Source organism: Methylobacter sp. sgz302048, from assembly GCF_052162025.1.
Classification (GTDB): domain Bacteria; phylum Pseudomonadota; class Gammaproteobacteria; order Methylococcales; family Methylomonadaceae; genus Methylobacter.
Genome location: NZ_CP197401.1, coordinates 558,874 through 581,617 on the forward strand (window position 1 = coordinate 558,874; position 22,744 = coordinate 581,617).

25 protein-coding genes and 1 riboswitch are annotated in these 22,744 nt (G+C 51.4%); of the genes, 12 read left to right on the top strand and 13 right to left on the bottom strand.

From position 1 onward, the window contains the following. Positions 1-169: 169 nt before the first annotated feature. The 9 genes from hisC to ACTNE6_RS02890 all read right to left on the bottom strand — a co-directional run bounded on the left by hisC (position 170) and on the right by ACTNE6_RS02890 (position 8,875). The gene (gene hisC / locus ACTNE6_RS02850) at positions 170-1,258 is read right to left on the bottom strand and encodes a histidinol-phosphate transaminase (RefSeq protein WP_442498523.1); all 1,089 of its coding nucleotides are present in this window, start codon (positions 1,256-1,258) and stop codon (positions 170-172) included. A 78-nt stretch (positions 1,259-1,336) separates the two neighbouring features. Beyond that, positions 1,337-2,647: a histidinol dehydrogenase gene (gene hisD / locus ACTNE6_RS02855; RefSeq protein WP_442498524.1), complete on the bottom strand. Its 1,311-nt coding sequence runs from the start codon at positions 2,645-2,647 to the stop codon at positions 1,337-1,339. A 4-nt stretch (positions 2,648-2,651) separates the two neighbouring features. Beyond that, complete coding sequence (hisG, locus tag ACTNE6_RS02860) at positions 2,652-3,278, bottom strand: ATP phosphoribosyltransferase (RefSeq protein ID WP_194969694.1); 627 nt, start codon at positions 3,276-3,278, stop codon at positions 2,652-2,654. A gap of 10 nt (positions 3,279-3,288) precedes the next feature. Continuing rightward, positions 3,289-4,554 carry a UDP-N-acetylglucosamine 1-carboxyvinyltransferase gene (gene murA, locus ACTNE6_RS02865; RefSeq protein ID WP_331817211.1) on the bottom strand — a complete coding sequence of 422 codons (1,266 nt, stop codon included), beginning with the start codon at positions 4,552-4,554 and terminating at the stop codon, positions 3,289-3,291. Positions 4,555-4,584: 30 nt separating this feature from the next. Next, complete coding sequence (locus ACTNE6_RS02870) at positions 4,585-4,917, bottom strand: STAS domain-containing protein (protein ID WP_434483851.1); 333 nt, start codon at positions 4,915-4,917, stop codon at positions 4,585-4,587. After that, complete coding sequence (mlaD, locus tag ACTNE6_RS02875; protein WP_442498525.1) at positions 4,914-5,393, bottom strand: outer membrane lipid asymmetry maintenance protein MlaD; 480 nt, start codon at positions 5,391-5,393, stop codon at positions 4,914-4,916. The genes ACTNE6_RS02870 and mlaD overlap by 4 nt, the downstream gene beginning before the upstream one ends. Positions 5,394-5,398: 5 nt before the next feature. Then, positions 5,399-6,178 carry a lipid asymmetry maintenance ABC transporter permease subunit MlaE gene (mlaE, locus tag ACTNE6_RS02880; protein ID WP_194969690.1) on the bottom strand — a complete coding sequence of 260 codons (780 nt, stop codon included), beginning with the start codon at positions 6,176-6,178 and terminating at the stop codon, positions 5,399-5,401. A gap of 2 nt (positions 6,179-6,180) precedes the next feature. Then, a complete protein-coding gene (locus ACTNE6_RS02885; protein ID WP_434483849.1) occupies positions 6,181-7,038 on the bottom strand; it encodes an ABC transporter ATP-binding protein in 858 nt (285 codons plus the stop codon). A gap of 571 nt (positions 7,039-7,609) precedes the next feature. After that, the gene (locus tag ACTNE6_RS02890; RefSeq protein WP_442498526.1) at positions 7,610-8,875 is read right to left on the bottom strand and encodes a cobyrinate a,c-diamide synthase; all 1,266 of its coding nucleotides are present in this window, start codon (positions 8,873-8,875) and stop codon (positions 7,610-7,612) included. A gap of 177 nt (positions 8,876-9,052) precedes the next feature. On the opposite strand from ACTNE6_RS02890, the gene ACTNE6_RS02895 reads away from it, so the two are divergent. From ACTNE6_RS02895 to mgtE, 11 genes are all read left to right on the top strand, one after another. Further along, the gene (locus tag ACTNE6_RS02895) at positions 9,053-9,190 is read left to right on the top strand and encodes a hypothetical protein (RefSeq protein WP_442498527.1); all 138 of its coding nucleotides are present in this window, start codon (positions 9,053-9,055) and stop codon (positions 9,188-9,190) included. A gap of 506 nt (positions 9,191-9,696) precedes the next feature. After that, the gene (locus ACTNE6_RS02900; RefSeq protein ID WP_442498528.1) at positions 9,697-10,665 is read left to right on the top strand and encodes a calcium/sodium antiporter; all 969 of its coding nucleotides are present in this window, start codon (positions 9,697-9,699) and stop codon (positions 10,663-10,665) included. A 15-nt stretch (positions 10,666-10,680) separates the two neighbouring features. Next, positions 10,681-11,658: a KpsF/GutQ family sugar-phosphate isomerase gene (locus tag ACTNE6_RS02905; RefSeq protein ID WP_442498529.1), complete on the top strand. Its 978-nt coding sequence runs from the start codon at positions 10,681-10,683 to the stop codon at positions 11,656-11,658. Then, positions 11,658-12,200: a 3-deoxy-manno-octulosonate-8-phosphatase KdsC gene (gene kdsC / locus ACTNE6_RS02910; RefSeq protein WP_434483845.1), complete on the top strand. Its 543-nt coding sequence runs from the start codon at positions 11,658-11,660 to the stop codon at positions 12,198-12,200. The genes ACTNE6_RS02905 and kdsC overlap by 1 nt, the downstream gene beginning before the upstream one ends. Beyond that, the gene (lptC, locus tag ACTNE6_RS02915; RefSeq protein ID WP_442498530.1) at positions 12,197-12,763 is read left to right on the top strand and encodes an LPS export ABC transporter periplasmic protein LptC; all 567 of its coding nucleotides are present in this window, start codon (positions 12,197-12,199) and stop codon (positions 12,761-12,763) included. The genes kdsC and lptC overlap by 4 nt, the downstream gene beginning before the upstream one ends. A gap of 58 nt (positions 12,764-12,821) precedes the next feature. Beyond that, positions 12,822-13,268, top strand: a complete 447-nt coding sequence (gene lptA / locus ACTNE6_RS02920; RefSeq protein ID WP_331817245.1) for a lipopolysaccharide transport periplasmic protein LptA — start codon at positions 12,822-12,824, stop codon at positions 13,266-13,268. Between the two features lie 2 nt (positions 13,269-13,270). After that, the gene (gene lptB, locus ACTNE6_RS02925) at positions 13,271-13,996 is read left to right on the top strand and encodes an LPS export ABC transporter ATP-binding protein (protein ID WP_194969682.1); all 726 of its coding nucleotides are present in this window, start codon (positions 13,271-13,273) and stop codon (positions 13,994-13,996) included. Between the two features lie 30 nt (positions 13,997-14,026). Then, complete coding sequence (locus tag ACTNE6_RS02930) at positions 14,027-15,475, top strand: RNA polymerase factor sigma-54 (protein ID WP_442498531.1); 1,449 nt, start codon at positions 14,027-14,029, stop codon at positions 15,473-15,475. Positions 15,476-15,526: 51 nt separating this feature from the next. Continuing rightward, positions 15,527-15,817: a ribosome hibernation-promoting factor, HPF/YfiA family gene (hpf, locus tag ACTNE6_RS02935; protein WP_194969680.1), complete on the top strand. Its 291-nt coding sequence runs from the start codon at positions 15,527-15,529 to the stop codon at positions 15,815-15,817. A 50-nt stretch (positions 15,818-15,867) separates the two neighbouring features. Next, the gene (gene rapZ / locus ACTNE6_RS02940; RefSeq protein WP_194969679.1) at positions 15,868-16,725 is read left to right on the top strand and encodes an RNase adapter RapZ; all 858 of its coding nucleotides are present in this window, start codon (positions 15,868-15,870) and stop codon (positions 16,723-16,725) included. A gap of 74 nt (positions 16,726-16,799) precedes the next feature. Then, the gene (mgtE, locus tag ACTNE6_RS02945) at positions 16,800-18,158 is read left to right on the top strand and encodes a magnesium transporter (protein ID WP_442498532.1); all 1,359 of its coding nucleotides are present in this window, start codon (positions 16,800-16,802) and stop codon (positions 18,156-18,158) included. Between the two features lie 55 nt (positions 18,159-18,213). Here mgtE and ACTNE6_RS02950 read toward each other — a convergent pair whose 3' ends face one another. From ACTNE6_RS02950 to minC, 4 genes are read right to left on the bottom strand one after another with little or no spacing between them, the layout of a single operon-like run. Next, on the bottom strand, positions 18,214-18,411 hold the full coding sequence (locus tag ACTNE6_RS02950) for a winged helix-turn-helix domain-containing protein (protein WP_442498533.1): 198 nt from the start codon (positions 18,409-18,411) through the stop codon (positions 18,214-18,216). Positions 18,412-18,446: 35 nt separating this feature from the next. After that, positions 18,447-18,716, bottom strand: coding sequence for a cell division topological specificity factor MinE (gene minE / locus ACTNE6_RS02955; protein WP_194969676.1), 270 nt, complete (start codon positions 18,714-18,716; stop codon positions 18,447-18,449). After that, positions 18,716-19,525, bottom strand: a complete 810-nt coding sequence (gene minD, locus ACTNE6_RS02960; protein WP_194969675.1) for a septum site-determining protein MinD — start codon at positions 19,523-19,525, stop codon at positions 18,716-18,718. The genes minE and minD overlap by 1 nt, the downstream gene beginning before the upstream one ends. A 29-nt stretch (positions 19,526-19,554) precedes the next feature. Next, positions 19,555-20,292 carry a septum site-determining protein MinC gene (gene minC / locus ACTNE6_RS02965; protein WP_442498534.1) on the bottom strand — a complete coding sequence of 246 codons (738 nt, stop codon included), beginning with the start codon at positions 20,290-20,292 and terminating at the stop codon, positions 19,555-19,557. Positions 20,293-20,743: 451 nt separating this feature from the next. Further along, positions 20,744-20,845, top strand: a riboswitch (TPP riboswitch). A gap of 30 nt (positions 20,846-20,875) precedes the next feature. On the opposite strand from minC, the gene thiC reads away from it, so the two are divergent. Beyond that, a complete protein-coding gene (gene thiC / locus ACTNE6_RS02970) occupies positions 20,876-22,741 on the top strand; it encodes a phosphomethylpyrimidine synthase ThiC (RefSeq protein ID WP_194969673.1) in 1,866 nt (621 codons plus the stop codon). Positions 22,742-22,744: the final 3 nt, after the last annotated feature.

Sequence of the window (22,744 nt, forward strand, 5' to 3'; positions counted from 1 at the left end):
TGCTTTAAAGAGCACATGATTTTATAGTTTTTATCGATGCCAATATACCATTACAACTTATGTGTTTTGAAGCGTTTATGCGCAATGGTCCGGGAATCGGCATCCAGGGCGAATACATAGACGGCATCACAATCTCTGTATCTGTACAGTCAACGGTTTGATAGTCAGCTCAATGACCGGCCAGACTTTTCCTTAATGCCGCAAGAAAAGCCTTGTTTTCTTCCGGCGTGCCAATCGTGACGCGCAGGCAATCGCTTAATAATCCCCCTTGCGGCGCCAGATTCTTTATTAAAACACCTTGCTTTTTTAATGAAGCGAAAATACTGTCCGCCTGATTTTTCGGCGTCCGGAACAGAATGAAATTAGCCGCGCTTGGGTAGGCGGTAATGCCGTCCATGTTATTCAGTTGTCCAAATACGCCGGCTCGCTCAGCGCAGATCTGCCGGGTTTGGCTGTCAAACAGCGATTTATTGGACAAGGCAAAGTCGGCGCTGATTTGCGTGAGAATGTTGATGTTATAAGGCAGGCGGATTTTGTTCAGTTGCTCGATAATGGCACGGCTGCCGGCAATATAACCCAGGCGCAGACCGGCCAGTCCCAGTTTGGAGACGGTACGCATGACCAGAAGGTTATCGAATTGATCCAGCCGGTCGATAAAGCTGGCATCGGCAAAAGGCGCGTAAGCCTCATCAATGACCACGAGTCCCTTGGCCGCCTTGATAACCGCCAGCATCGCGTCTTCGCTGAACAGGTTGCCGGTCGGGTTGTTGGGATAGGCCAGAAAAATAACCGAAGGCTGATGCGCTTCAATCGCAGACAGCATGGCAGGCACATCCAGATCGAAATCGTCGGCCCGTAACGGAATGCCATGATAATTCAGTCCCAGACAGTGGCTCAGTTGTTTATACATGACAAAGCCAGGATCAGGCGCCATTACGCAAGCATTCGATGGCAGCGCCATCAGCAGCAATTGAATGATTTCATCGGAGCCATTGCCCAGCAGTAGTTCGAATTGATCGGGCAGCTGGTTCAAACGTTTCAGCGTTGCTGCGAGCGCTTTGGCTTCAGGATCAGGATACCGGTTCAGCGCGCAGTCTTTCAGCGCTTCCAGCCAGCTGGCCTTGATATCATCGGGCCAGGTATAGGGATTTTCCATGGCGTCGAGTTTGATCAGGCCTGTGGCATCGGCCACTTTGTAGGCAGACAAGGCCCGCACTTCCTGACGGAACACGGAGGCAATCAGATCATTTTGTGGCATACATTAAGATTCAGGGCAAAGGTGAAAAGTAACTGGCAAGATGCAGGGCGAAGACTTATCCGCCCTGCATCTTGGGCCTTACTCTGACTTTATTCGGTATTCGGCAGAGCGCGCATGGGCGGTCAGGCTTTCACCTCTCGCTAGTATCGATGCGGTCTTGCCCAACTGATCTGCACCGGCTTCGGAGCAGTTGATCAGACTGGAACGCTTCTGGAAATCGTAAACGCCCAAAGGCGATGAGAAGCGGGCGGTGCTCGATGTCGGCAAGACATGGTTGGGGCCGGCGCAGTAGTCGCCTAAGGCTTCGGCAGTATAGCGGCCCATGAAAATGGCGCCGGCATGGCGGATGTCTTCACATAAGGCGGTCGGATTTTCAACCGATAGTTCCAAATGTTCCGGCGCAATGATGTTGGCCACCTCGGCGGCTTCTTTTAAATTGCCGACTTTGATCAGCGCGCCGCGCGTGGTCAGCGAGGTTCTGATGATGTCGGCCCGCTCCATTTGCGGCAATAATTTGCGGATGCTCTGCTCGACGGCAGCCAGAAAATCTGCGTCATCACTGATCAGGATGGCTTGCGCGTCTTCATCGTGCTCGGCCTGCGAGAACAGGTCCATGGCAATCCAGTCCGGGTTGGTTTTGCCATCGCAGATCACCAGGATTTCCGAAGGGCCGGCAATCATGTCGATGCCGACTTGCCCGAAAACCAGTTTTTTGGCCGTGGCGACATAGATATTGCCGGGGCCGACGATTTTGGCCACGGCCGGCACCGTTTCCGTGCCGTAAGCGAGCGCTGCGACAGCCTGTGCGCCGCCGATGGCAAAGGCGCGGTCGACGCCGGCCAGATAGGCGGCCGCCAGCACCAGTTCATTGGTTTCGCCATGCGGCGTGGGCACGACCATGATCAGTTCGCCGACGCCGGCGACTTTGGCCGGGATCGCGTTCATGAGCACCGAAGACGGATAAGCCGCTTTGCCGCCCGGCACATAAAGCCCTACCCGATCCAGCGGGGTGACTTTCTGACCCAACAGCGTACCGTCGGCTTCGGTGTACTGCCATGACTCCATCTTCTGTTTTTCCGCATAGGCGCGGATGCGGTCGGCCGCTGTCTGCAATGCCTTGGCCTGATCGGCCGGCAGTTTTTCCCAGGCTGATTTCAGCGTCTCCCCGGACAATTCCAGTTCGCTGGCATCGGTGATCTGGCAGTGATCGAAGCGGTTGGTGTATTCGATCACGGCTTTATCGCCGTTTTTGCGCACGTCGGCAATGATGGACAGCACGCGTTGATGAATTTCCAGATCGTCGGTTTCATCCCAGGCCAGCAGATTTTTCAATTGCCGGTCAAAATCAGCTGATGAGGCATCCAGTTTGGTAATGTTTAAATCGGACATGGCGTTATCTTTCCGCAAGGGTTTTTTCAAATTGATCGAGTAGTGACTGAATGGCCTGATGCTTCATCTTCATGGCTGCCTTGTTCACGACCAGGCGGGAGCTGATGTTCATGATGAGATCGCGCGGTTCGAGACCGTTGGCTTTCAGGGTGTTGCCGGTATCGACGAGGTCAACGATGCAATCGGCCAGGCCAACCAGGGGCGCCAGTTCCATGGAGCCGTATAATTTGATGATTTCGGCCTGAATGCCGCGGCCGGCAAAATAGCGTTGGGCGGTTTTGACGTATTTGGTCGCCACGCGGATTCTGCCCGAGATGTCCGGCGCATCCTTGGGCGCGGCGGTCATGAGCCGGCAGCAGGCAATCTTCAGGTCCAGCGGCTCGTACAGGCTTTCGGCGCCGTGCTCCAGCAACACATCCTTGCCGGCGATGCCGAGGTCTGCGGCGCCATATTCTACAAATGTAGGTACATCAGTAGCACGGATGATGACCAGTTGAACGTCGTCGCGGCTGGTCTGCAAAATCAGCTTGCGGCATGTTTTCGGGTCGTCGATCGGCGTGATGCCTGCCTCTTCCAGGAAGGGCAGGGCTTCTTCATAAATTCGGCCTTTGGATACGGCGATAGTCAGCATGGCTGATCCTTTATCTTGGGACGCGGCGTATAGTCGCGCCCAGTTGCGAAAGTTTTTCTTCGATGTGATCGTAGCCGCGGTCTATATGGTAGATGCGGTCAACCAGCGTATCGCCTTCGGCCGCAAGGGCGGCGATGACCAGACTCGCGGACGCTCTTAAATCGGTCGCCATAACGGGGGCAGCGGTCAGCTTTTTAACGCCGGTGCAGATGGCGGTATTCGATTCCAGCTTGATGTCGGCGCCCATGCGCTGCATTTCTTGGACATGCATGAACCGGTTCTCAAAGACCGTTTCGGTAATAATGCCGACACCTTCGGCGACCGTATTCATGGCCGTGAACTGGGCCTGCATGTCGGTCGGGAAAGCCGGGTAGGGGGCAGTGCGCACGGAGACGGCTTTGGGCTTGTTGCCGTGCATATCGAGTTGGATCCAGTTTTCGCCGGTTGTAATGTCGGCGCCGGCCTCAACCAATTTTTCCAGAACGGCATCCAGCAGATCAGGCCGGGTATTCTTCAGCCTGACTTTGCCGCCGGTGATGGCGGCGGCGACCAGGTAAGTGCCGGTTTCGATGCGGTCGGGCAGGATGTTGTAGTGCAGATTTTCCACGCCCAGTTTTTCGACGCCTTCAATGACGAGGACATCAGTGCCGATGCCGGAAATTTTGGCGCCCATGGCATTCAGGAAATAAGCCAGATCACTGACTTCCGGTTCCTTGGCGGCATTTTCGATAATCGTGGTGCCTTCGGCCAGTGCGGCGGCCATGAGCAGGTTTTCAGTGCCGGTAACGGTGATCTGTTCAAGCACCAGGCGGCAGCCTTTCAATCGGTCGACCTTGGCATGGATATAGCCGTTTTCGACGGTGATGTCGGCGCCCATCTTGATCAATCCGTTGATGTGAATATCCACAGGGCGCGTGCCGATGGCGCAGCCGCCGGGCAGCGATACATGCGCCTCGCCGTACCGGGCCAGTAAAGGGCCCAGCACCAGGATCGATGCGCGCATGGTTCTGACCAGTTCATACGGCGCTTCAAAACAGGCGATCGAGCTTGCGTCGACTTCAATGTTCATTTTTTCGTCAACGATGAGCTGAACCCCCATGCGGCCCAGTAATTCCATCGTGGTCGTGATGTCGTGCAGGTGCGGTATGTTGCCGACGCTGACGGGCGTTTCCGAAAGCAACGTTGCGGCCAGAATGGGTAAAGCCGCATTCTTGGCGCCGGAGATGCGCAGTTCTCCTGAAAGTCTTTTGCCGCCGGTAATGATTAGTTTATCCATACAGAATGTCTTGGGTTATCTCGATAAATGCTAAAGATCAGTAAACTCTGGCGAATCTGGCTGACTTGTAAAATGGTTCGTCTTGTCAAAGCCGCTCAATCTGGCAAGGTTGAGCAGCTGCTTAGGAATGTTCTTAAAGTGCAACTGGATTTTATGGTCGCGCGTATACTTTATCCATTCGATCATGAGTGCAAGCCCGGCACTATCCGTAGATGTGACCCGGCTGAGATCGATGGTGATGTGTTTTGCCGTCTTCAAGAAGTCAAATGATTTGACTGTTTTCTTATCTATCGTTGAAAAGGTCAAATCGCCGTCGACGATGAAGTTCCCCGCTCCCTGATCAATAATATTCAGCCCGCTCACTTTTTCGTTTCCGCTTTTTCTTCGGCTGATTTAAACAGGAATTGGCCGATTACTTTTTCCAGGATGATGGCGGACTGCGTGATTTCAATCGTGCTGCCTTCTTTCAGATATTCTTCCGAGCCGCCCGGCACCAGGTTGACGTATTGTTCGCCTAGCAGGCCGGCGGTAAAAATGCTGGCGCTGGTATCATCCGGGATGGTGTTGTACTTCGCGTTGATATGCATTTCAACGACGGATTCATAAGTGGTCGGGTCGAAGCTGATGGCTTTGACCTGGCCTATTTTAACGCCGGCTACGGAAACCGGCGACTTAACCTTCAGTCCGCCGGAATTCTCAAAGCGTGCAGCCACAGTGTAGGTGTCTTCCTCAATAAAAGTGCTCAAATTACTGACTTGCAGGGCAAGAAAGAGCAGGCCGACGATGCCTGCGGCGACAAAAAGCCCGACAAGCGTGTCCTGGGTACTGGTGTGCTGCATTTAAATTAATCTCCGAACATGAGTGCGGTCAGGATGAAATCGAGACCTAAAATACTAAAAGCTGAATTGACGACGGTACGTGTAGTGGCGCGGCTGACCCCTTCGGAAGTCGGGATGGTGTCATAACCTTCAAACAGCGCTATCCAGGTGGCGACAAAACCGAAAACGATGCTCTTGATGACGCCGTTGACGATATCATCCTGGAAATCGATGCCGGCCTGCATCTGTGACCAGTAAGAGCCTTCGTCCACGCCCAGCAGGCCGACGCCGACCATGTGTCCGCCCAGGATGCCGATCATGCTGAATAAAGCCGCCAGCAAGGGCATGGATAGCAAGCCGGCCAGAAAGCGCGGCGAAATAATGCGCTTGATCGGGTCGACGGCCATCATTTCCATGCCGGAAAGCTGCTCAGTCGCTTTCATCAGGCCGATTTCCGCCGTTAAAGCGGAACCGGCCCGGCCGGCGAACAACAAGGCTGTCACAACCGGGCCCAATTCCCTGACCAGCGATGCCGCGACCATGAGGCCCAGCGTCTCTTCGGCGCCGAAATCGGACAGGATGTAAAAGCCCTGCAGCCCCAGCACCATGCCGACAAACAGCCCAGAAATGGTGATAATCAGAAAGGACAGGACGCCGACCGCATACATCTGATTAAGGATTAGCCTGGGCCGCGGCAAAATGCTGCCGATGCCGCCAAGCGTATGCAGCAGGAAGAATGTGCCGCGTCCCAGCTTGGTAAAACCGGTGCGTGTCGTTCTGCCTAAAAATTGTAGAAATTGAGTCATGTTTATAGCTGCCCGTAACGCTTTGATACCCGGCCAGAACGTTTTTTGGATGACAGCAGGTCGTCAACATAGTCTGTTGCAGGGTAATGAAAATGCACCGGGCCGTCTGCCGCTCCGGTCATGAATTGTTGAACCCATTCAGATTCCGACTGTTGAATTTCTTTCGGCGTGCCCTGGCCGACGACTTTGCCTTCCGATAATACGTAAATATAATCGGAGATCGCCGCCGTTTCATGGACATCGTGCGAGACGATAATGCTGGTCAGGCCCAAGGTGTTATTCAACGATTTGATAAGGTGCACCAGTGCGCCCATGGAGATCGGGTCCTGACCTGTAAACGGTTCATCATACATGATCATCATCGGGTCCAGTGCGATTGCGCGGGCCAGGGCGATGCGCCTGGCCATGCCGCCGGACAACTCATTAGGCATCAGATCGCGTGCGCCTCTCAGTCCTACGGCCTGGAGTTTCATCAACACCAGCGTGCGGATCATGGATTCGGGCAGATGGGTGTGCTCGCGCAACGGAAAAGCCACATTATCGTATACGTTCATATCCGTTAATAAGGCGCCGCTTTGAAAAAGCATGCCCATGCGTTTGCGCAAATTGTACAATTCCGACCGACGCAAGCGGTGGACATTCTGCCCGTCTACCGTCACAGAGCCCTGGTCGGGAAACAATTGGCCGCCGATCAGTTTCAACAGCGTGGTTTTGCCCGTGCCGCTGGGGCCCATGATGGCGGTAATCTTGCCGCGTTCGAATTCCAGCGAAATATCGTCAAATATTTTCTTATTGCCCCGGGAAAATGACAAATTGTGAACAGAAACTAAGCTGTTTTGAGAGGAAACGCTGTTATCCATGCGTGGTCAGGATATATTTCAGAATCTAAACCCGCTATTTTCTATGACTAATCCCTGTCAAGTCAATATACGGTTGTTTGAGAAAGAAAAAGTAGCACTTCTCTGCATCGGTTCAGCACATGGGATGGGAAGCGTGAGCTTCGGAGATACTATAAGGGTGAGCCGCTAAAGAGAGGTCAGAGGGTAAGAAATCTTTTGCCTGATTTAGCCTGAATATTTCACAATGAAGGACGCGAAGGCTTTGAAATTCAAATGCTTGCCAATGTTCCCGGATAAATTCATGAAGTTGCCGTAAGATGGCATGCCTTGATTTTCCTAGTGCTTTATATTGATGTTCCAGGCGCCCTCTGCCTCCCGTGTAAACCATGCGGTTGGGGGGAATGCAGAGATTGCATAACGCCATGGATGGCGTGTAGTAGAGTACCAGCAGTAGGCGCTTTAGGCAACGCAGGAGCAGTTGCCGACGACTGCAGGGGCAGATATTTGCTCCTGCAATATCTGTGTTCACCACATCCGTGTGGCTTATGCAGGAGATAGAGCAACGCAGGAGCAGTTGCCGAAGGCTGGTCGGTCATGAAAAGAACCCCGCGGCAAGCTGGGGATTAAATGGAAAATAGTTGTGCAGGTAAGAGGCTTGCAGGCGTCCGGAACGAAAAAAACCTTCGCCGTGGCCGAAGCTGCGTTGCGGTACGGACAGGGTCAACGGCTCCATAGTCGTTTCCAGTTGTGAATGATGAAAGCTGTGGCCGCGGATCTCGCCTTGCTCCAGTTGCAAGCTGTGCATGCCGAGATTGACCAGCCGGCTCTGCATCCGGGCGCTGCCGGGCAGCAGGCCGGCCATTTCTGCGCGGTTGCCGTCTCGATCTGCCAGACTATTCAATAAATACAAAAAACCGCCGCATTCGGCATAGATTGGTTTGCTGGCCCGATGATGGGCCTGCAGGGCCTGTTTCATCGCCAGATTATTGGCCAGGGTCTGCAAATGTAGTTCCGGATAGCCGCCGGGCAAATACAGGCTGTCGGCGTCCGGCAGGCCGCTGTCGGCCAATGGCGAGAAAAACCGCAGTTCCGCACCCATGGCCTGAAGACAATCGAGATTGGCCTGATAAATGAACGAAAACGCCGCATCGCGGGCGACGGCGATGCGCTTGCCTGCCAGCAGGCGCGGCAGCGGCATGGCTTCGACAGGCTCAAAAGCCACGCTGTTTGGTAAACGGCAGGGCGCGAGACTGCTCAGCAATTCGGCGGCGCGCGCCAGTCGCAGGTCGAGATCGCCGATTTCATCGGCCTGCAGCAAACCGAGATGCCTCGACGGCAAGCCGACCGTTTCGTCTTTTGCCATTGTCGCCAGCAACGGCATCGCATCCGGCAGTGCTTCTTTCAGCAGCCTGGCGTGGCCTGGACTGCCGACCTTGTTGGCGATTACGCCGGCAAACGGCAGTTGCGGCCGATAATTGGCCAGGCCGTACGCGACGGCGGAAAAGGTTTGCGCCATGCCTTGGGCATCTATCACTGCCGCGACAGGCACAGACAAGGCCTGCGCCAGATCGGCGCTGCTGGTGTCGCCATCGTACAAGCCCATCACGCCTTCAATCAGGATGAGGTCGGCGTCGTCGGCGGCGCGATGCAGCAGTTCGCGGCAATGCGCTTCACCCATCATCCACAAATCGAGCTGATACACCGGTTGTCCCGAGGCATGGGCCAGGATTTGCGGATCGATGAAATCGGGGCCGGTCTTGAATACCCGAACTTTGCGGTTTTGTTGGCGGTGATAGTAAGCCAGCGCGGCGGTAATGGTGGTTTTTCCCTGGCCGGAAGCAGGCGCGCTGATTAGCATAGCGGGGCAATGTTGAGGTAAGGATGAAGATGCCATGAATTAAAGTCTGAATTTGGGTAAGAGCGCAGCCTGATAACAAGCCCGCCAGAACAGGGCCTTATTGAAGCAAATCTTCATAGTGTTCACTGGAGGCTTGGCAGTCATCGCCTGGGCGATATCGGATTGCGGACACTGACTATGTGCGAAGCTAATAGCATAATGGCGATGCTGATTTATGGCCAATGGTTTTTGCCGAAAAACAAGCTCAAGAACTGCCGGAGATTTTTATTGATGATACAGATAATTGCCGACTTCCTGCAGGAAATCGGCGTCTAAGACTAGAGTCGGGCCAGTGCAAGGGCGTCAAAGGTTATAGGAAATTTTGAAGGAGGAATTACTGTTGTCGGGAAAATACGTTTGCATGATTGCCGATCCCGCATTTGGCTAATTGAAATAAATAGTACAGAAGATAACCCCAAAGCCGGTATGTGATAAATTTCTTCACAGTGTCGCTGTTACTGCTCCAGTCTTATCTCCGCATTTATGTTGGCAAGCCCTTGCCGCTGCAGAATTGCCCAAATTTCTAGCCGAATTTCAATTTCGCCCGCTGTTTGCAGTAATCTTTAAAACAGAATCTATTCGGCAATGGGTGAATCTTGTCTCTCCAATGATCAATGTGTTGGGCAAATAGGCGGATGTATTAATTTAAGGATGTGTATTTGTTTTTATAGCGCTGCATCGATAAATCTCGACATGCATGGAGTCATGGTAGAGGGCTTATCATGCATAGTACATGAATGAGATAAACATGGCATAATACGCAATTTTTGAGCTGCAACTCCATGGTCATCAACTTTATTGCTCTGCTAGCAGGATTGGCTGTTTTAGTCTATTCAGCGGATAAATTCGTTACGGGAACGGCCTCCATTGCCAGAAATCTCGGCGTTTCTCCATTGCTCATCGGTTTGACGATAGTCAGCGTGGGCACATCTGCGCCGGAAATCCTGGTATCAACCATTGCTTCATGGCAGGGAAATGCCGGTCTGGCCATAGGCAACGCATTGGGTTCCAATATAGCCAATATCGGTTTGATCCTGGGCTCTACGGCGCTGGTGGCACCTTTGGCGTTTCATTCCGGCATTTTAAAAAGAGAATTGCCGGTATTGATGGCTCTCAGTATCGGCGCTTACCTGCTGTCCCTGGATGGCTGGGATTTTTTCGACGGCGCTTTGATGCTGGTAGGGTTGGTCACCTTTACAGGATGGTTGATCCGTACAGCATCTAATGAAAAACAACGCGATCCTTTGGGGGAGGAGATGGAAGCCGAACTGTCCGAGAATTTGCCTAATAAGGAAGCATGGCTGTATTTCGGGTTTGGATTGGTTGGGTTATTGCTGAGCTCTCGCGTATTGGTGATGTCAGCGGTCAATATCGCTCAGTTTTTTGGCGTCAGTGATGTAGTGATTGGTCTGACGATCGTTGCTGTAGGCACGAGCCTGCCAGAACTGGCCGCATCAATCGGCAGTGTTTTGAAAGGTGAGGATGATTTGGCGGTCGGAAACGTCGTTGGTTCGAATATCTATAATCTACTGGCTGTTTATTCAGTGCCGGGCGTGCTGGCGCCGGGGCCGGTTGCCGAGAGTGTGCTGACACGCGATTTTCCGGTCATGCTGGCTTTTACCGGCGCATTGTTTATTTTGGGTTATGGCATTTCAAAAGCCGGGCATATCAGTCGCATGGAAGGGTTCGGCTTAGTGTCGGTTTATACTGTCTATGGATGGTTTCTTTATCAAAGCGCGGTTGCCGTTTGATATTGCCGGCAGAACATGAAGATACATGATCAAAAGCTCCGTGAACTGGCGCTGGCTGTTATCCAGGTGGAAAATCGCGCGATTGCCGCATTGGCCGAGCAGATCAATGATGATTTTGTTGCCGCCTGCAAGTTGATGTTCAATTGTACCGGCCGCGTTGTCGTTACGGGTATGGGCAAGTCAGGGCATATCGCCGGCAAGATTGCCGCGACGCTGGCGAGTACGGGAACGCCGGCTTTTTTTGTGCATCCGGGCGAAGCCAGTCATGGTGATCTGGGTATGATTACGCGTCAGGACGTGGTGCTGGCGCTGTCAAATTCCGGCGAAACCGGCGAAGTTTTGACTATCCTGCCGATTATCAAGCGTCTGGGCGTGCCTTTAATCGCGATGACCGGAAACCCCGCTTCCACGATGGCTAAATTTGCAACGGTCCACATTCATGTCGGTGTTGAGCAGGAAGCCTGTCCGTTGGGACTGGCGCCGACTTCCAGTACAACCGCGGCGCTGGTAATGGGCGATGCCTTGGCTGTTTCATTGCTCGAAGCACGCGGATTTACGCGCGATGATTTTGCCTTGTCGCATCCCGGCGGCAGTTTGGGAAAGCGGCTATTATTGATGGTGAGCGATATCATGCATGCCGGCAGTAAAGTGCCGTCCGTTCCGGAGACGGCATTGATCAGCGAGGCGCTGCTGGAAATGACCGAAAAAAAGCTGGGCATGACTGCGGTCGTCGATGCCGATAACCGGGTGGTGGGGATTTTTACCGACGGCGACTTGCGGCGCATGCTGGGGCGGAATCTGGACATTCATCGTACCGCCATTACCGAAGTCATGACGCCGCATTGCACCGTTATTGCGGCCGATATGCTCGCCGCCGAAGCCATGCGCATCATGGAGCAGAAAAAAATCAACGCGCTGATAGTCGTCGACGGGCATCGATGCGCGATAGGGGCTTTAAATATGCATGACTTGATTCATGCGGGAATAGTGTAATGACAGAAACAGGACAAATGCAGGCCGTGCTGGAAAAGGCCAAAAAGCTGAAACTCCTGATTCTGGATGTGGATGGCGTTTTAACTGACGGCAAGCTTTTTTTTGACAATGAAGGCAATGAATACAAGGCCTTTCATGCGCGCGACGGGCACGGCATCAAGCTGTTGCGGCAGACCGGCGTGGAAGTCGCCGTTATTTCAGGGCGCAAATCGAACTCGGTAGCGCTGCGCATGAAGAATCTGGGCATCGAATATGTCTACCAAGGCCATGAAAACAAAATTGCCGCGTTTGATGAAATCATCGACAAGTTGCGGATTACGCCGGACCAGGCGGCCCATGTCGGCGATGACTTGCTGGACCTGCCGATCATGACCCGAGTCGGTCTTGCCATTGCGGTTGATGATGCGAATTTTGCCGTCAAACAGCACGCCGACTGGTGCACGACTTTGCCCGGCGGACACGGCGCGGTCAGGGAAGTCTGCGATTTGATCATGCAGGCCCAGGGACGCTTTGAAGACGTTGTGAATGCTTATCTGAAATGATCAATCTAAGCGGCAAATATATTTACCTGTACACTATCATTATTGCAGTAATGAGCTGGTGGCTGGTTAAATTGACCGGACTGGATGAGCTGCGGGCTCCGGCTCCGCCTCACAGTCCTGATTATTTCAGTACAGGCTATACGAAGTGGGAAATGAATGAAGCAGGCAAATTAAAAAATAAATTGCTTGCCGATAAAATGACGCACTACAGCGATGACGGCACAACGCATCTGGAAAAGCCCGTGATGTCTTTCCACAAGGAGAAAACGCCGCCTTGGGTCGTTAAATCTGAAACCGGCATTTTATCCGCCGATGGCAAGGATTTGCTGCTGACGGGAAAGGTCCACGTTGAGAGAGCCAAGGGCGAAGGCGTCAACCAGCTTATCATCAACACTTCCAATGTCAGAGTTAAGCCGGAAACCAGTTATGCGGAAACAGATGAATGGGCGGAACTGATCAGTCCTCCCAATGTGACTACGGGTACCGGCATGAAACTCGTTTTTTCCAACCCGATTAATATTAAATTGCTCGCTAATGTGCGAGGAAAGTATGAAACGAAATAAAAAATCGGCAATTTTTTGCTGCTTTGCCTTATTCTTAGGTTTATATGGCTCTGCCTCCATGGCGCTGGAAAGTGACTCCGAACAGCCTATCACGATAGATTCCAACACGGCGACTTATGACGACAGCAAAGCCATAAGTACTTATACCGGCAACGTGGTTTCCATTCAGGGCAGTATTAAAGTCAATTCCGATAAGTTGGTGGTTTATTTTGTCGACGGCGACGCCGAAAAACTGGTGTTTACAGGCAACAAGGCAAAATTCAGGCAAAAGCCCAACGAGGGTGAGGAAGATATCACCGGTGAAGCCATGATCGGCGAGTATTATCCTAAAAAGAACCTGCTGATCCTGATCGATGATGCGACAGTCTGGCAGGGCAATGCCACTTATTCCAGCAAATTAATCGAATACGACAGTAAAAATTCGGTCGTCAGAGCCGGCGAAAAGTCTTCCGACTCAAAGCGCGTGCGCGTCATACTGAAACCGAAACCCAAAGAAGCTAAGTAACAATGGCTAAATTAGCAGCAAAACAGCTGATTAAAAATTACAACAAGCGCAATGTAGTCAACGGTGTGTCATTGCATGTCAATACCGGCGAAGTCGTCGGCTTGCTGGGACCTAACGGGGCCGGTAAAACGACCAGTTTTTATATGATGGTGGGTTTGATTAAGGCCGATGAAGGCCAGATTATGCTGGACTCGCACGATTTGACCCATCATCCTATGCATTTAAGGGCGCAATTGGGCATCGGTTATTTGCCGCAGGAGCCTTCGGTGTTCCGCAAGCTGAGTGTGGCGGATAATTTGCGCGCCGTACTGCAGATTCGTTCCGATTTAACCAAGGGGCAGGCTGAACTGGTAATAGAAGAGTTGCTGCAGGAGTTTCATATCCTGCATCTGCGCGACCAGATTGCCGTGGGGTTGTCCGGCGGAGAGCGCCGGCGCGTTGAAATTGCCAGGGCATTGGCCACCAATCCGCAATTCATCTTGCTTGATGAACCTTTCGCCGGTGTTGATCCGATTTCGGTAGAGGATATCAGAAAGATCATTGAGCATTTAAAATATCGGGGCATCGGTGTATTGATTACCGAGCATAATGTCAGAGAAACATTAAGTATTTGTGATCGAGCGTATATACTTGCCGATGGCAGGGTGATCGCAGAAGGCGGAGCAGCAGCCATCGTTGCCAATCAGGAAGTACGAAAAGTTTATTTAGGCGATAACTTTAGTCTTTAAGTTAAAATAGTTAGAAAAGATCTTATTCCGATGAAACAATCCTTACATCTTCGGCTGGGCCAGCAACTGACTATGACGCCGCAATTGCAGCAGGCGATCAGATTGCTGCAATTGTCGACTCTGGATCTGCAGCAGGAAATACAACAGGCGCTGGAATCCAATATAATGCTGGAGATCAATGAAGAAGAAAGCGTGTCGCCGGAGGCTGAGCCGGCATCCGAAAAGAAAATTGACAATTCCGACCTGCAGACCAGCGAAGGCTCGCAAACCGATATTCCGGAGGAATTGCCGCTGGAATATTCCTGGGAGGACGTTTATGACAGCGTGATGGCTGCGGGGGCCGGTTCTTCCGATGATGCCGGCGAATTTGAACCGCAGCGCAGCAAGTCTTCAACACTATTGGATCATTTATTATGGCAATTGGAGTTGACCCGTTTTTCCGAGCGCGATCACGCCATCGCCATGGCTATTATCGATGCGGTGGATGAGGACGGCTATCTGAGAGCCGGTCCGGATGACATCTTTCAGGGCCTGCAGGTGCAGTTGGAAGATCTTGATTTTGACGAAGTTAAGGCGGTATTGCACCGCGTGCAGAATTTTGATCCGGCAGGCGTCGCGGCAGTTGATTTAAGCGATTGCCTGAGAATACAACTGCAGCAGTTGCCGGACTCTACGCCTTTCAAGGAAGAGGCGCTGGTTCTCGTTTCGCGGCATCTGGATTTGTTGGCTTCGCACGACCAGTCAAAGCTGATGCGCCGATTAGGCGTCACAGAGCGCCAGCTGGAGGCGATCATCGCGTTGATCAGGACGCTGGATCCCAAGCCCGGCGCGCGCGTACAGGAGGCCGAGTCCGAATATGTGATCCCTGACGTCTATGTGACCAAACAGAACGGTACATGGCAAGTGCATCTTAATCCGGACATTGCGCCCAAGCTGCGCATAAATCCCTTTTATTCGTCGCTGATCAAAAGATCTGACAACAGCAAAGACAATGCAGCCATGAAGGATCACTTGCAGGAGGCCAGATGGTTTATCAAGAGCCTGCACAGCCGTAATGATACTTTGCTGCGTGTGGCGCGCTGTATCGTGGAAAAGCAGCCGGCGTTTCTTGAGCATGGCCCTATAGCGATGAAGCCCATGGTGCTCAGAGATATTGCCGAGGAACTGGAATTGCACGAGTCAACCATATCCCGCGTGACGACGCAGAAATACATGCATACGCCGAACGGCATCGTCGAATTCAAATACTTCTTTTCCAGTCATGTGTCGACGGAAAGCGGCGGAGAATGTTCAGCTACGGCTATCAGGGCATTTATTAAAGAATTAATCGGAAGTGAAAATCCGGCAAGACCGTTAAGCGATAGTAAAATAGCGGACTTATTAAAAGAAAAAGGCATCAATGTCGCGAGAAGGACCGTTGCGAAGTATCGTGAAGCGATGTTGATTTCGCCGTCCAGTCAGAGAAAGCGCATTTTATAGCGCTGGCTGATAACAATAAAAACCAATCTTTCACCCTTAGGAGTTTATTCCATGCAAGTTAATATAACAGGCCATCATCTTGAAATAACCGATGCGTTGAAAGCGCACGTAGAAAATAAATTTGAAACGCTGGCGCGTCATTTTGACCATGTGACTGATGTCCATGTTATTTTGAGTGTTGAAAAATTAGTCCAGAAAGCCGAAGCCACCTTGCAGCTGAGCGGTGCAAAATTGTTTGCTGAAGATGAGCAGGAAGACATGTACTCAGCCATCGATAGTATGGTTGATAAATTGGATCGCCAGATTATCAAGCATAAAGAAAAAATCGGAAGCCATAGATAAGGTGTAAGCTGCAAGGTTAAAATAAGCTTTTAACCTTGCAGCTAATTATTATGAAACTGTTAATCGTCAGCGGCCTCTCCGGTTCCGGTAAAAGTATCGCGCTAGAAACGCTAGAGGATTGTGGTTATTTCTGTATCGATAATCTTCCGGTCACATTGCTGGAAGACTTTATCAACCACGTCATGCTGGCCGATAAAAAAACTTATAAAAAAACCGCGATCGGCATTGATGCCAGAAACCAGAGCGAAAGCCTGCTCAGTTTCTCGGATTGCCTGAACCTGATTCGCAGCAAAGGGATAGATTGCGAAATCATATTCATGCAGGCTGAAGAATCGACATTATTGAAGCGTTACAGTGAAACCCGCCGACGCCATCCGCTGACGGACTTTAATATACCGTTAAAAGAAGCGCTGAAAATCGAAAGGGAAATGCTGACCCCGATTGCCCGGCATGCCAATGTCGTCATCGATACCAGTCGAACGCATTACCATCAGTTGCGGGAGCTGATCAAAGAGCAGATCGGCGAAAGGAATGCCCAGCATATTGCCTTACAGTTTCAGTCGTTTGGTTTTAAGCATGGCGTGCCGCTGGATGCCGATTTTGTATTTGATGCCCGTTCTCTGCCAAACCCTCACTGGATCCCGGAATTGCGCGGTTTGACCGGAAAGGATAAGCCGGTAGCGGATTTTCTTAAAGGCGAGTCCTTAGTCGCTGAGTTTTTTCAAGATATTACCGATTTTCTTCAACGCTGGATACCTCGGTTTGAAGCAGAAGGCCGGAGTTACTTAACCGTTGCAATCGGATGCACAGGCGGGCAGCACCGATCGGTTTATCTGGTTGATTCATTAGCCCAGCATTTTAAGAATTGTTCTCTGAACGTAATTGTTCGCCATAGAGAATTGCATTAGTCTTTTTCTGCATTGATCAACTGGAACTGATACAGCATGGGTCTGTTGTGCCGGTTTTTACGGATATTTCTTCTATGTCAGCTACTGCAAAACAGGACAATAACGAGCTTCTCCTCAAACGCATGACAGAACTGCTGGGTTCAGGCTCAGAGAATGAAGTCAGGCAGTTTATTCAAGAATTATATCCCGCGGAAATAGCGCTTTTAATCGAATCGCTGGCGCCTGAAGACCGAAAAAAAATCTGGAAACTGATTCCGCTGAATACTGTTGGAGAGATTCTGGTCGATCTGCATGTCGAGGTGGCGAACGGGCTCATAGAAATTACTGACTGGCAAGATCTGACTACTGCAGTGGAAAGTCTGGAGTCGGATGATCTGATCGATCTGCTGCATACGCTTCCCGAGCCGCTGCTTTCCAAAGTGACGGAATCGATCGGCATACAGGAAAAGCGTCGCCTGGAATCGGCTTTATCGTACGATGATAATACCGCGGGCGGTTTAATGAGCCTTGATGTATTGACCGTGCGCGCCGACGTGTCGCTGGATGTTGTGCTGCGCTATTTAAGAAAGCGCGGGTCCATGCCCAGAGCGACGGACAACTTGGTCGTTGTTGACCGAAACGATCATTTTCAGGGCGTTTTGCCTTTAGCCGTATTGCTGACCAAAAATCCTCATGCCATGGTGTCGGAAGTGATGGATTTCAGTATGAGCGGCATCCCTTATCAGATGCCGGCCGGGGAAGTCGCTTTATTATTTGAGCAGCGCGATATGATTTCCGCGCCTGTTGTCGCGGAAGACGGTAAGGTGCTGGGAAGAATCACGGTCGACGACATCGTCGATGTTATTCGCGAGGAAGCGGATCATTCACTGATGAGCATGGCGGGCCTGGATGAAGAACAGGACATATTTTCTCCTGTGATGACGAGCGCCAAGCGGCGTGCAATCTGGTTGGGCATTAACCTGCTGACGGCTTTTCTGGCATCCTGGGTTATCGGTTTGTTTGAGGCAACTTTAGACCGGATTGTCGCGTTGGCGGTATTGATGCCTATTGTCGCCAGTATGGGCGGTGTTGCCGGAAGTCAGACGCTGACCCTGGTGATACGCGGATTGGCGTTGCGGCAGATCAGCAGCATCAATGCCATAAGGCTGTTTCGAAAGGAAATCGCTGTCGGTGTTGTGAACGGCGCTTTATGGGCAGTTATCGTTGCCTGCATTGCAGGGATTTGGTTTCAAAGCAGCAGTATCGGATTATTGCTGGGCAGCGCCATGCTGATCAATCTGGTTTGCGCCGCATTGGCCGGTGCGAGCATTCCGCTGGCACTGCAAAAGATAGGCGTAGATCCTGCCTTGGCAGGTGGTGTGCTATTGACTACGGTTACCGATGTGATCGGCTTTATGGCTTTCCTGGGTCTGGCAACCCTGTTTCTGGTGTAGGGCAACTGCAAGGCTAAAGTGCTGGGGTTTTTAACTTTAGCCCTTGATCTATGCTTTATTTCAATGATAGGGTTTCAGCGCGGCCTTTCATTTCAATGGATAGCTTGTCTTCTTTAGCCAGCCAGCCAATTGCGCGTTGAATATCATTTTTGCTGATCCCTGTTTCAGAAGTCACTTTAGATACGCTGGCGGGACCATTCTCATCCAGATAACGCCAGATTTTACCCGCAGCCTCGCCGATTGTATAAGACATATTGATCACCTTGATGTATAGGGTTGGTTAAAAAATTAAGACTTCTTATTAGTGTGATGATCAGGCAATACGATATTTAATTCGAGTATTTCCTGATCATCATCCTGTTCAAAATTAACTGAAATGGCATCCTGCCCTACGTTAATGTATTTTCTTACAACTTCCAGCAGCTCTTTCTGCAACTGAGGAAGGTAGGAGGGCTGGTTTCTGGAGGATCGCTCATGAGCCACCAGAATTTGCAGCCTTTCTTTCGCCACCGATGCCGAGCTGGCCTTATTGCTTCTAAAATAGTCGAGTAAACTCATTATTTACCCCCGAAAAGCTTCCCGAAAAGACCTTTTTTCTCATCAATAAAACGATGGGGTTTCTCCTCGCCTAAATAGCGGGCAACGATATCGGCATAGGCCTGGCCGGCATCGCTTTTTTCATCCAGAATAACAGGAACGCCTGAGTTTGACGCATTCAATACCGATTTCGACTCCGGAATTACACCCAGTAAATGCAGGGATAAAATTTCCTGCACGTCTTTCACGCTGAGCATTTCCCCTAGTTTTACGCGATCCGGCGAGTAGCGGGACAACAGCAGGTATTCTTTAATCGGCTCCTCGTTTCGCTCGGCCCGGCGCGATTTGCTCGCCAAAAGCCCTAGCATGCGATCTGAGTCTCTAACCGAGGAAACCTCCGGGTTGGTCACGATGAAGGCATCGTCGGCGAAGTACATGGCCAAGTGAGCGCCTTTCTCGATGCCGGCCGGGGAATCGCAGACAATATACTGAAAATCTTTGGATAATTCTTCCAATACCTTGCCTACGCCTTCGATGCTTAACGCATCTTTGTCGCGCGTCTGGGAAGCGGGCAGAATGTAAAGCTGGTCGCAATGTTTATCGCGAATCAATGCCTGGTTCAGGTTGGCTTCGCCATTCATGACATTGATAAAGTCATAAACGACACGGCGTTCACAGCCCATGATCAAATCCAGGTTGCGTAAGCCTACGTCGAAATCAATGACGGCTGTTTTAAAGCCTTTTTTTGCAAGCCCCATGGAGATGGCCGCACTCGTTGTTGTTTTGCCAACACCCCCTTTTCCGGATGTTACGACGATGATTCTTGCCAAGGGTTGTTCCTCCAAGTTAGCGGTATTAATTAAAGATCTTTAATGATCAAATTTTCGTTTTGCAAATAGATCTGAACGGGCTTGTTGCTGACGGATTCGTTCAGGTCTTCACTGATTTTGTAGGTGCCGGCAATCGAAATAAGCTCAGCCTGCAAATCGGAACAGAAAATGCGCGCTTCCGGATTGCCCTGCACACCGGCCAGTGCTCGGCCTCTTAATGTTCCATAAACATGAATATTGCCTTCGGCCATGATTTCGGCGCCCGCACTGACCTGAGCCAGAATGATCAAGTCTCCCTCGGCATAGAGGCGCTGGCCGGAACGGATGGGATGCGTAATAAGCGTGCTCATTACAGGCTCTGCTTTTGGGGCGGGTTCCGGAGCGGTTTTTTTCTGTTTCACAGCTTCTACAGGCGCGGAGGCGCTGCTGCTATGAATTGAATGGACCGGAATGCCCTGCGCTATGGCCTGCTGGTTCTGCTGCGGGTTGCCGCCGCGTATACCAATCGGCAGTAAATTAAGTTTGCGGATGATTTTCGTCAGTACGTCAATATCAATCTCGCGCTCCTGCCTATTCAGTTCCTGCAGGTCAAACACCAGCGGTGAGTTTTTGAAAAACTCAGGCGCCAGACGAACTTTTTCCTGGAGTTGCTGTTCGATCACTGCCGTATCGTTATCGAATAAAACCAAGACAGGTACAGAAAATGTACTGCTCTTAAATTCCAGGGCGGGCGGGAGATGAGGCGTTTGTTGAGGGTCTGTCGACATCCGTTAAATCTGGTTAGTCACTAGTTGGGAGATTCTAACACTGCTGTTGGAAAAAATCATTTTTCTAACGCGACAATTTTGTACAGGAAACAGCGGGACATTTCCGGGCAGACAGAGGCAATAAGTTTTTCTATCCACCCAATTGGCGATACCGTTTGCGCCTATGTTTAAGCAATATAGCCGAAATAATGGCAACTGTAATTGGCAGATAACGATGGGCCGCAGACTCGATTCTGGCCGATATCTGGTTCAGTCCGCGCCTCCTTCAAGATGGCACATCATAGTATTTTATCTCAATGCCTAAGGGCAGTAGTGCTTTAATTTGAATCGAAAGGATAATTTTAAGTTAGTCTTTAAATAAAAGCTTTTGATTTATAAGGTTTTTATAAATGCCACAATGCGGCGCTGGCTTGCAAAACAGGTCATTTTCCTTTAACTTAGCGCCTTTATCCGTAAAGGCTAGGGGTGCTTCGAGATACGTCTTGAGGCTGAGAGAAACCCTTTGAACCTGACCCCGGTTAATACCGGCGTAGGAAAGCCCACACTTCCCTGCGTCTTGTTTTATTGAATTTCGGAGATAAGCATGAGCGCTGTCCTTAAAGATCTTACGTCTGCTACCAGCAGTGTCAAAATTGATTCCTATCCGGCATCGGAAAAAATCTATGTTCAAGGCAGCCGGCCTGACATACGCGTTCCGATGCGCAAGATTACCCTGTCCGATACGCCGGCCCAGTTTGGCGCGGAAAAAAACCCGCCGCTGTATGTCTATGATACCTCAGGCGTTTACACCGATCCGGCGGTTGAAGTCGATTTAAAAAAAGGCCTGAGCGCCATCCGTGCGGCCTGGATTGCCGAGCGTAACGATACCGAAGAGCTGTCTGGCCCAAGCTCGGAATTCGGTCGTCAGCGCCTGGAAGATCCGGCGACCGCCGATCTGCGCTTTGAGCATATCCGCAAGCCGCGCCGCGCCAAGGCCGGAGCCAATGTCACGCAAATGCATTATGCCAGACAGGGCATTATTACGCCGGAAATGGAATTCATTGCGATCCGCGAAAACCAGAAAATGGAAGAAATGCGCGAGTTATGGAAAGACCAGCATCCGGGCGATTCTTTCGGCGCGTCGATTCCATCGGTCATTACCCCCGAGTTTGTGCGCTCCGAAGTCGCGCGCGGCCGGGCCATTATTCCGGCCAATATCAATCACCCCGAGCTGGAGCCAATGATTATCGGCCGCAACTTCCTCGTGAAAATCAACGGCAATCTCGGCAATTCGGCAGTTACGTCGTCCATTGAGGAAGAAGTCGAAAAAATGCTTTGGGGCATCCGCTGGGGCGGCGATACGATCATGGATTTGTCGACCGGCAAGAACATTCATGAAACGCGCGAATGGATTTTGCGCAACTCGCCTGTACCTATCGGCACGGTGCCTATCTATCAAGCACTGGAAAAAGTCAACGGCAAGGCCGAAGAGCTGACTTGGGAAATCTTCCGCGACACGTTGATCGAACAAGCCGAACAGGGCGTCGACTACTTCACGATTCATGCCGGCGTACGCCTGCATCATGTGCCTCTGACCGCCAAGAGAATGACCGGCATCGTGTCGCGTGGCGGCTCCATTATGGCGAAATGGTGTCTGGCACATCACACGGAAAGTTTCCTGTACACGCATTTCGAAGAGATCTGCGAAATCATGAAAGCCTATGACGTGTCTTTCTCATTAGGGGACGGGTTGCGGCCGGGTTCAATTTACGACGCCAACGATGCCGCGCAGTTCGGCGAACTGGAAACCCTGGGCGAACTGACGAAAATCGCCTGGAAACATGACGTGCAAACCATGATCGAAGGTCCGGGACATGTGCCTCTGCACATGATTAAGGTCAACATGGACAAGCAGCTCGAAGAATGCGGCGAAGCGCCTTTTTATACCTTGGGACCTTTGACGACCGATATCGCGCCCGGTTACGACCATATCACTTCGGCGATCGGCGCCGCCAATATCGGCTGGTACGGCTGCGCGATGCTCTGCTATGTGACCCAGAAAGAGCATTTGGGCCTGCCTAATAAGCAAGACGTACGCGAAGGCATCGTGACTTACAAAATTGCCGCGCATGCCGCCGATCTTGCCAAAGGCCATCCCGGCGCGCAGGCGCGCGACAATGCCATGTCCAAAGCACGTTTTGAATTCCGCTGGGAAGACCAGTTCAACATCGGCCTGGATCCGGAACGGGCGCGCGAGTTCCATGACGAAACCCTGCCCAAGGAATCGGCCAAAATCGCGCATTTCTGCTCCATGTGCGGTCCGCATTTCTGCTCAATGAAAATCAGCCAGGATGTACGCGATTACGCGGCTGAAAAAGGCATCGCCGAAGAAGAAGCCCTGGAAAAAGGCATGGATGAGAAATCCAAGCAGTTTGTTGAGGAAGGCGCAGCCATCTATCATAAAATTTAGAGG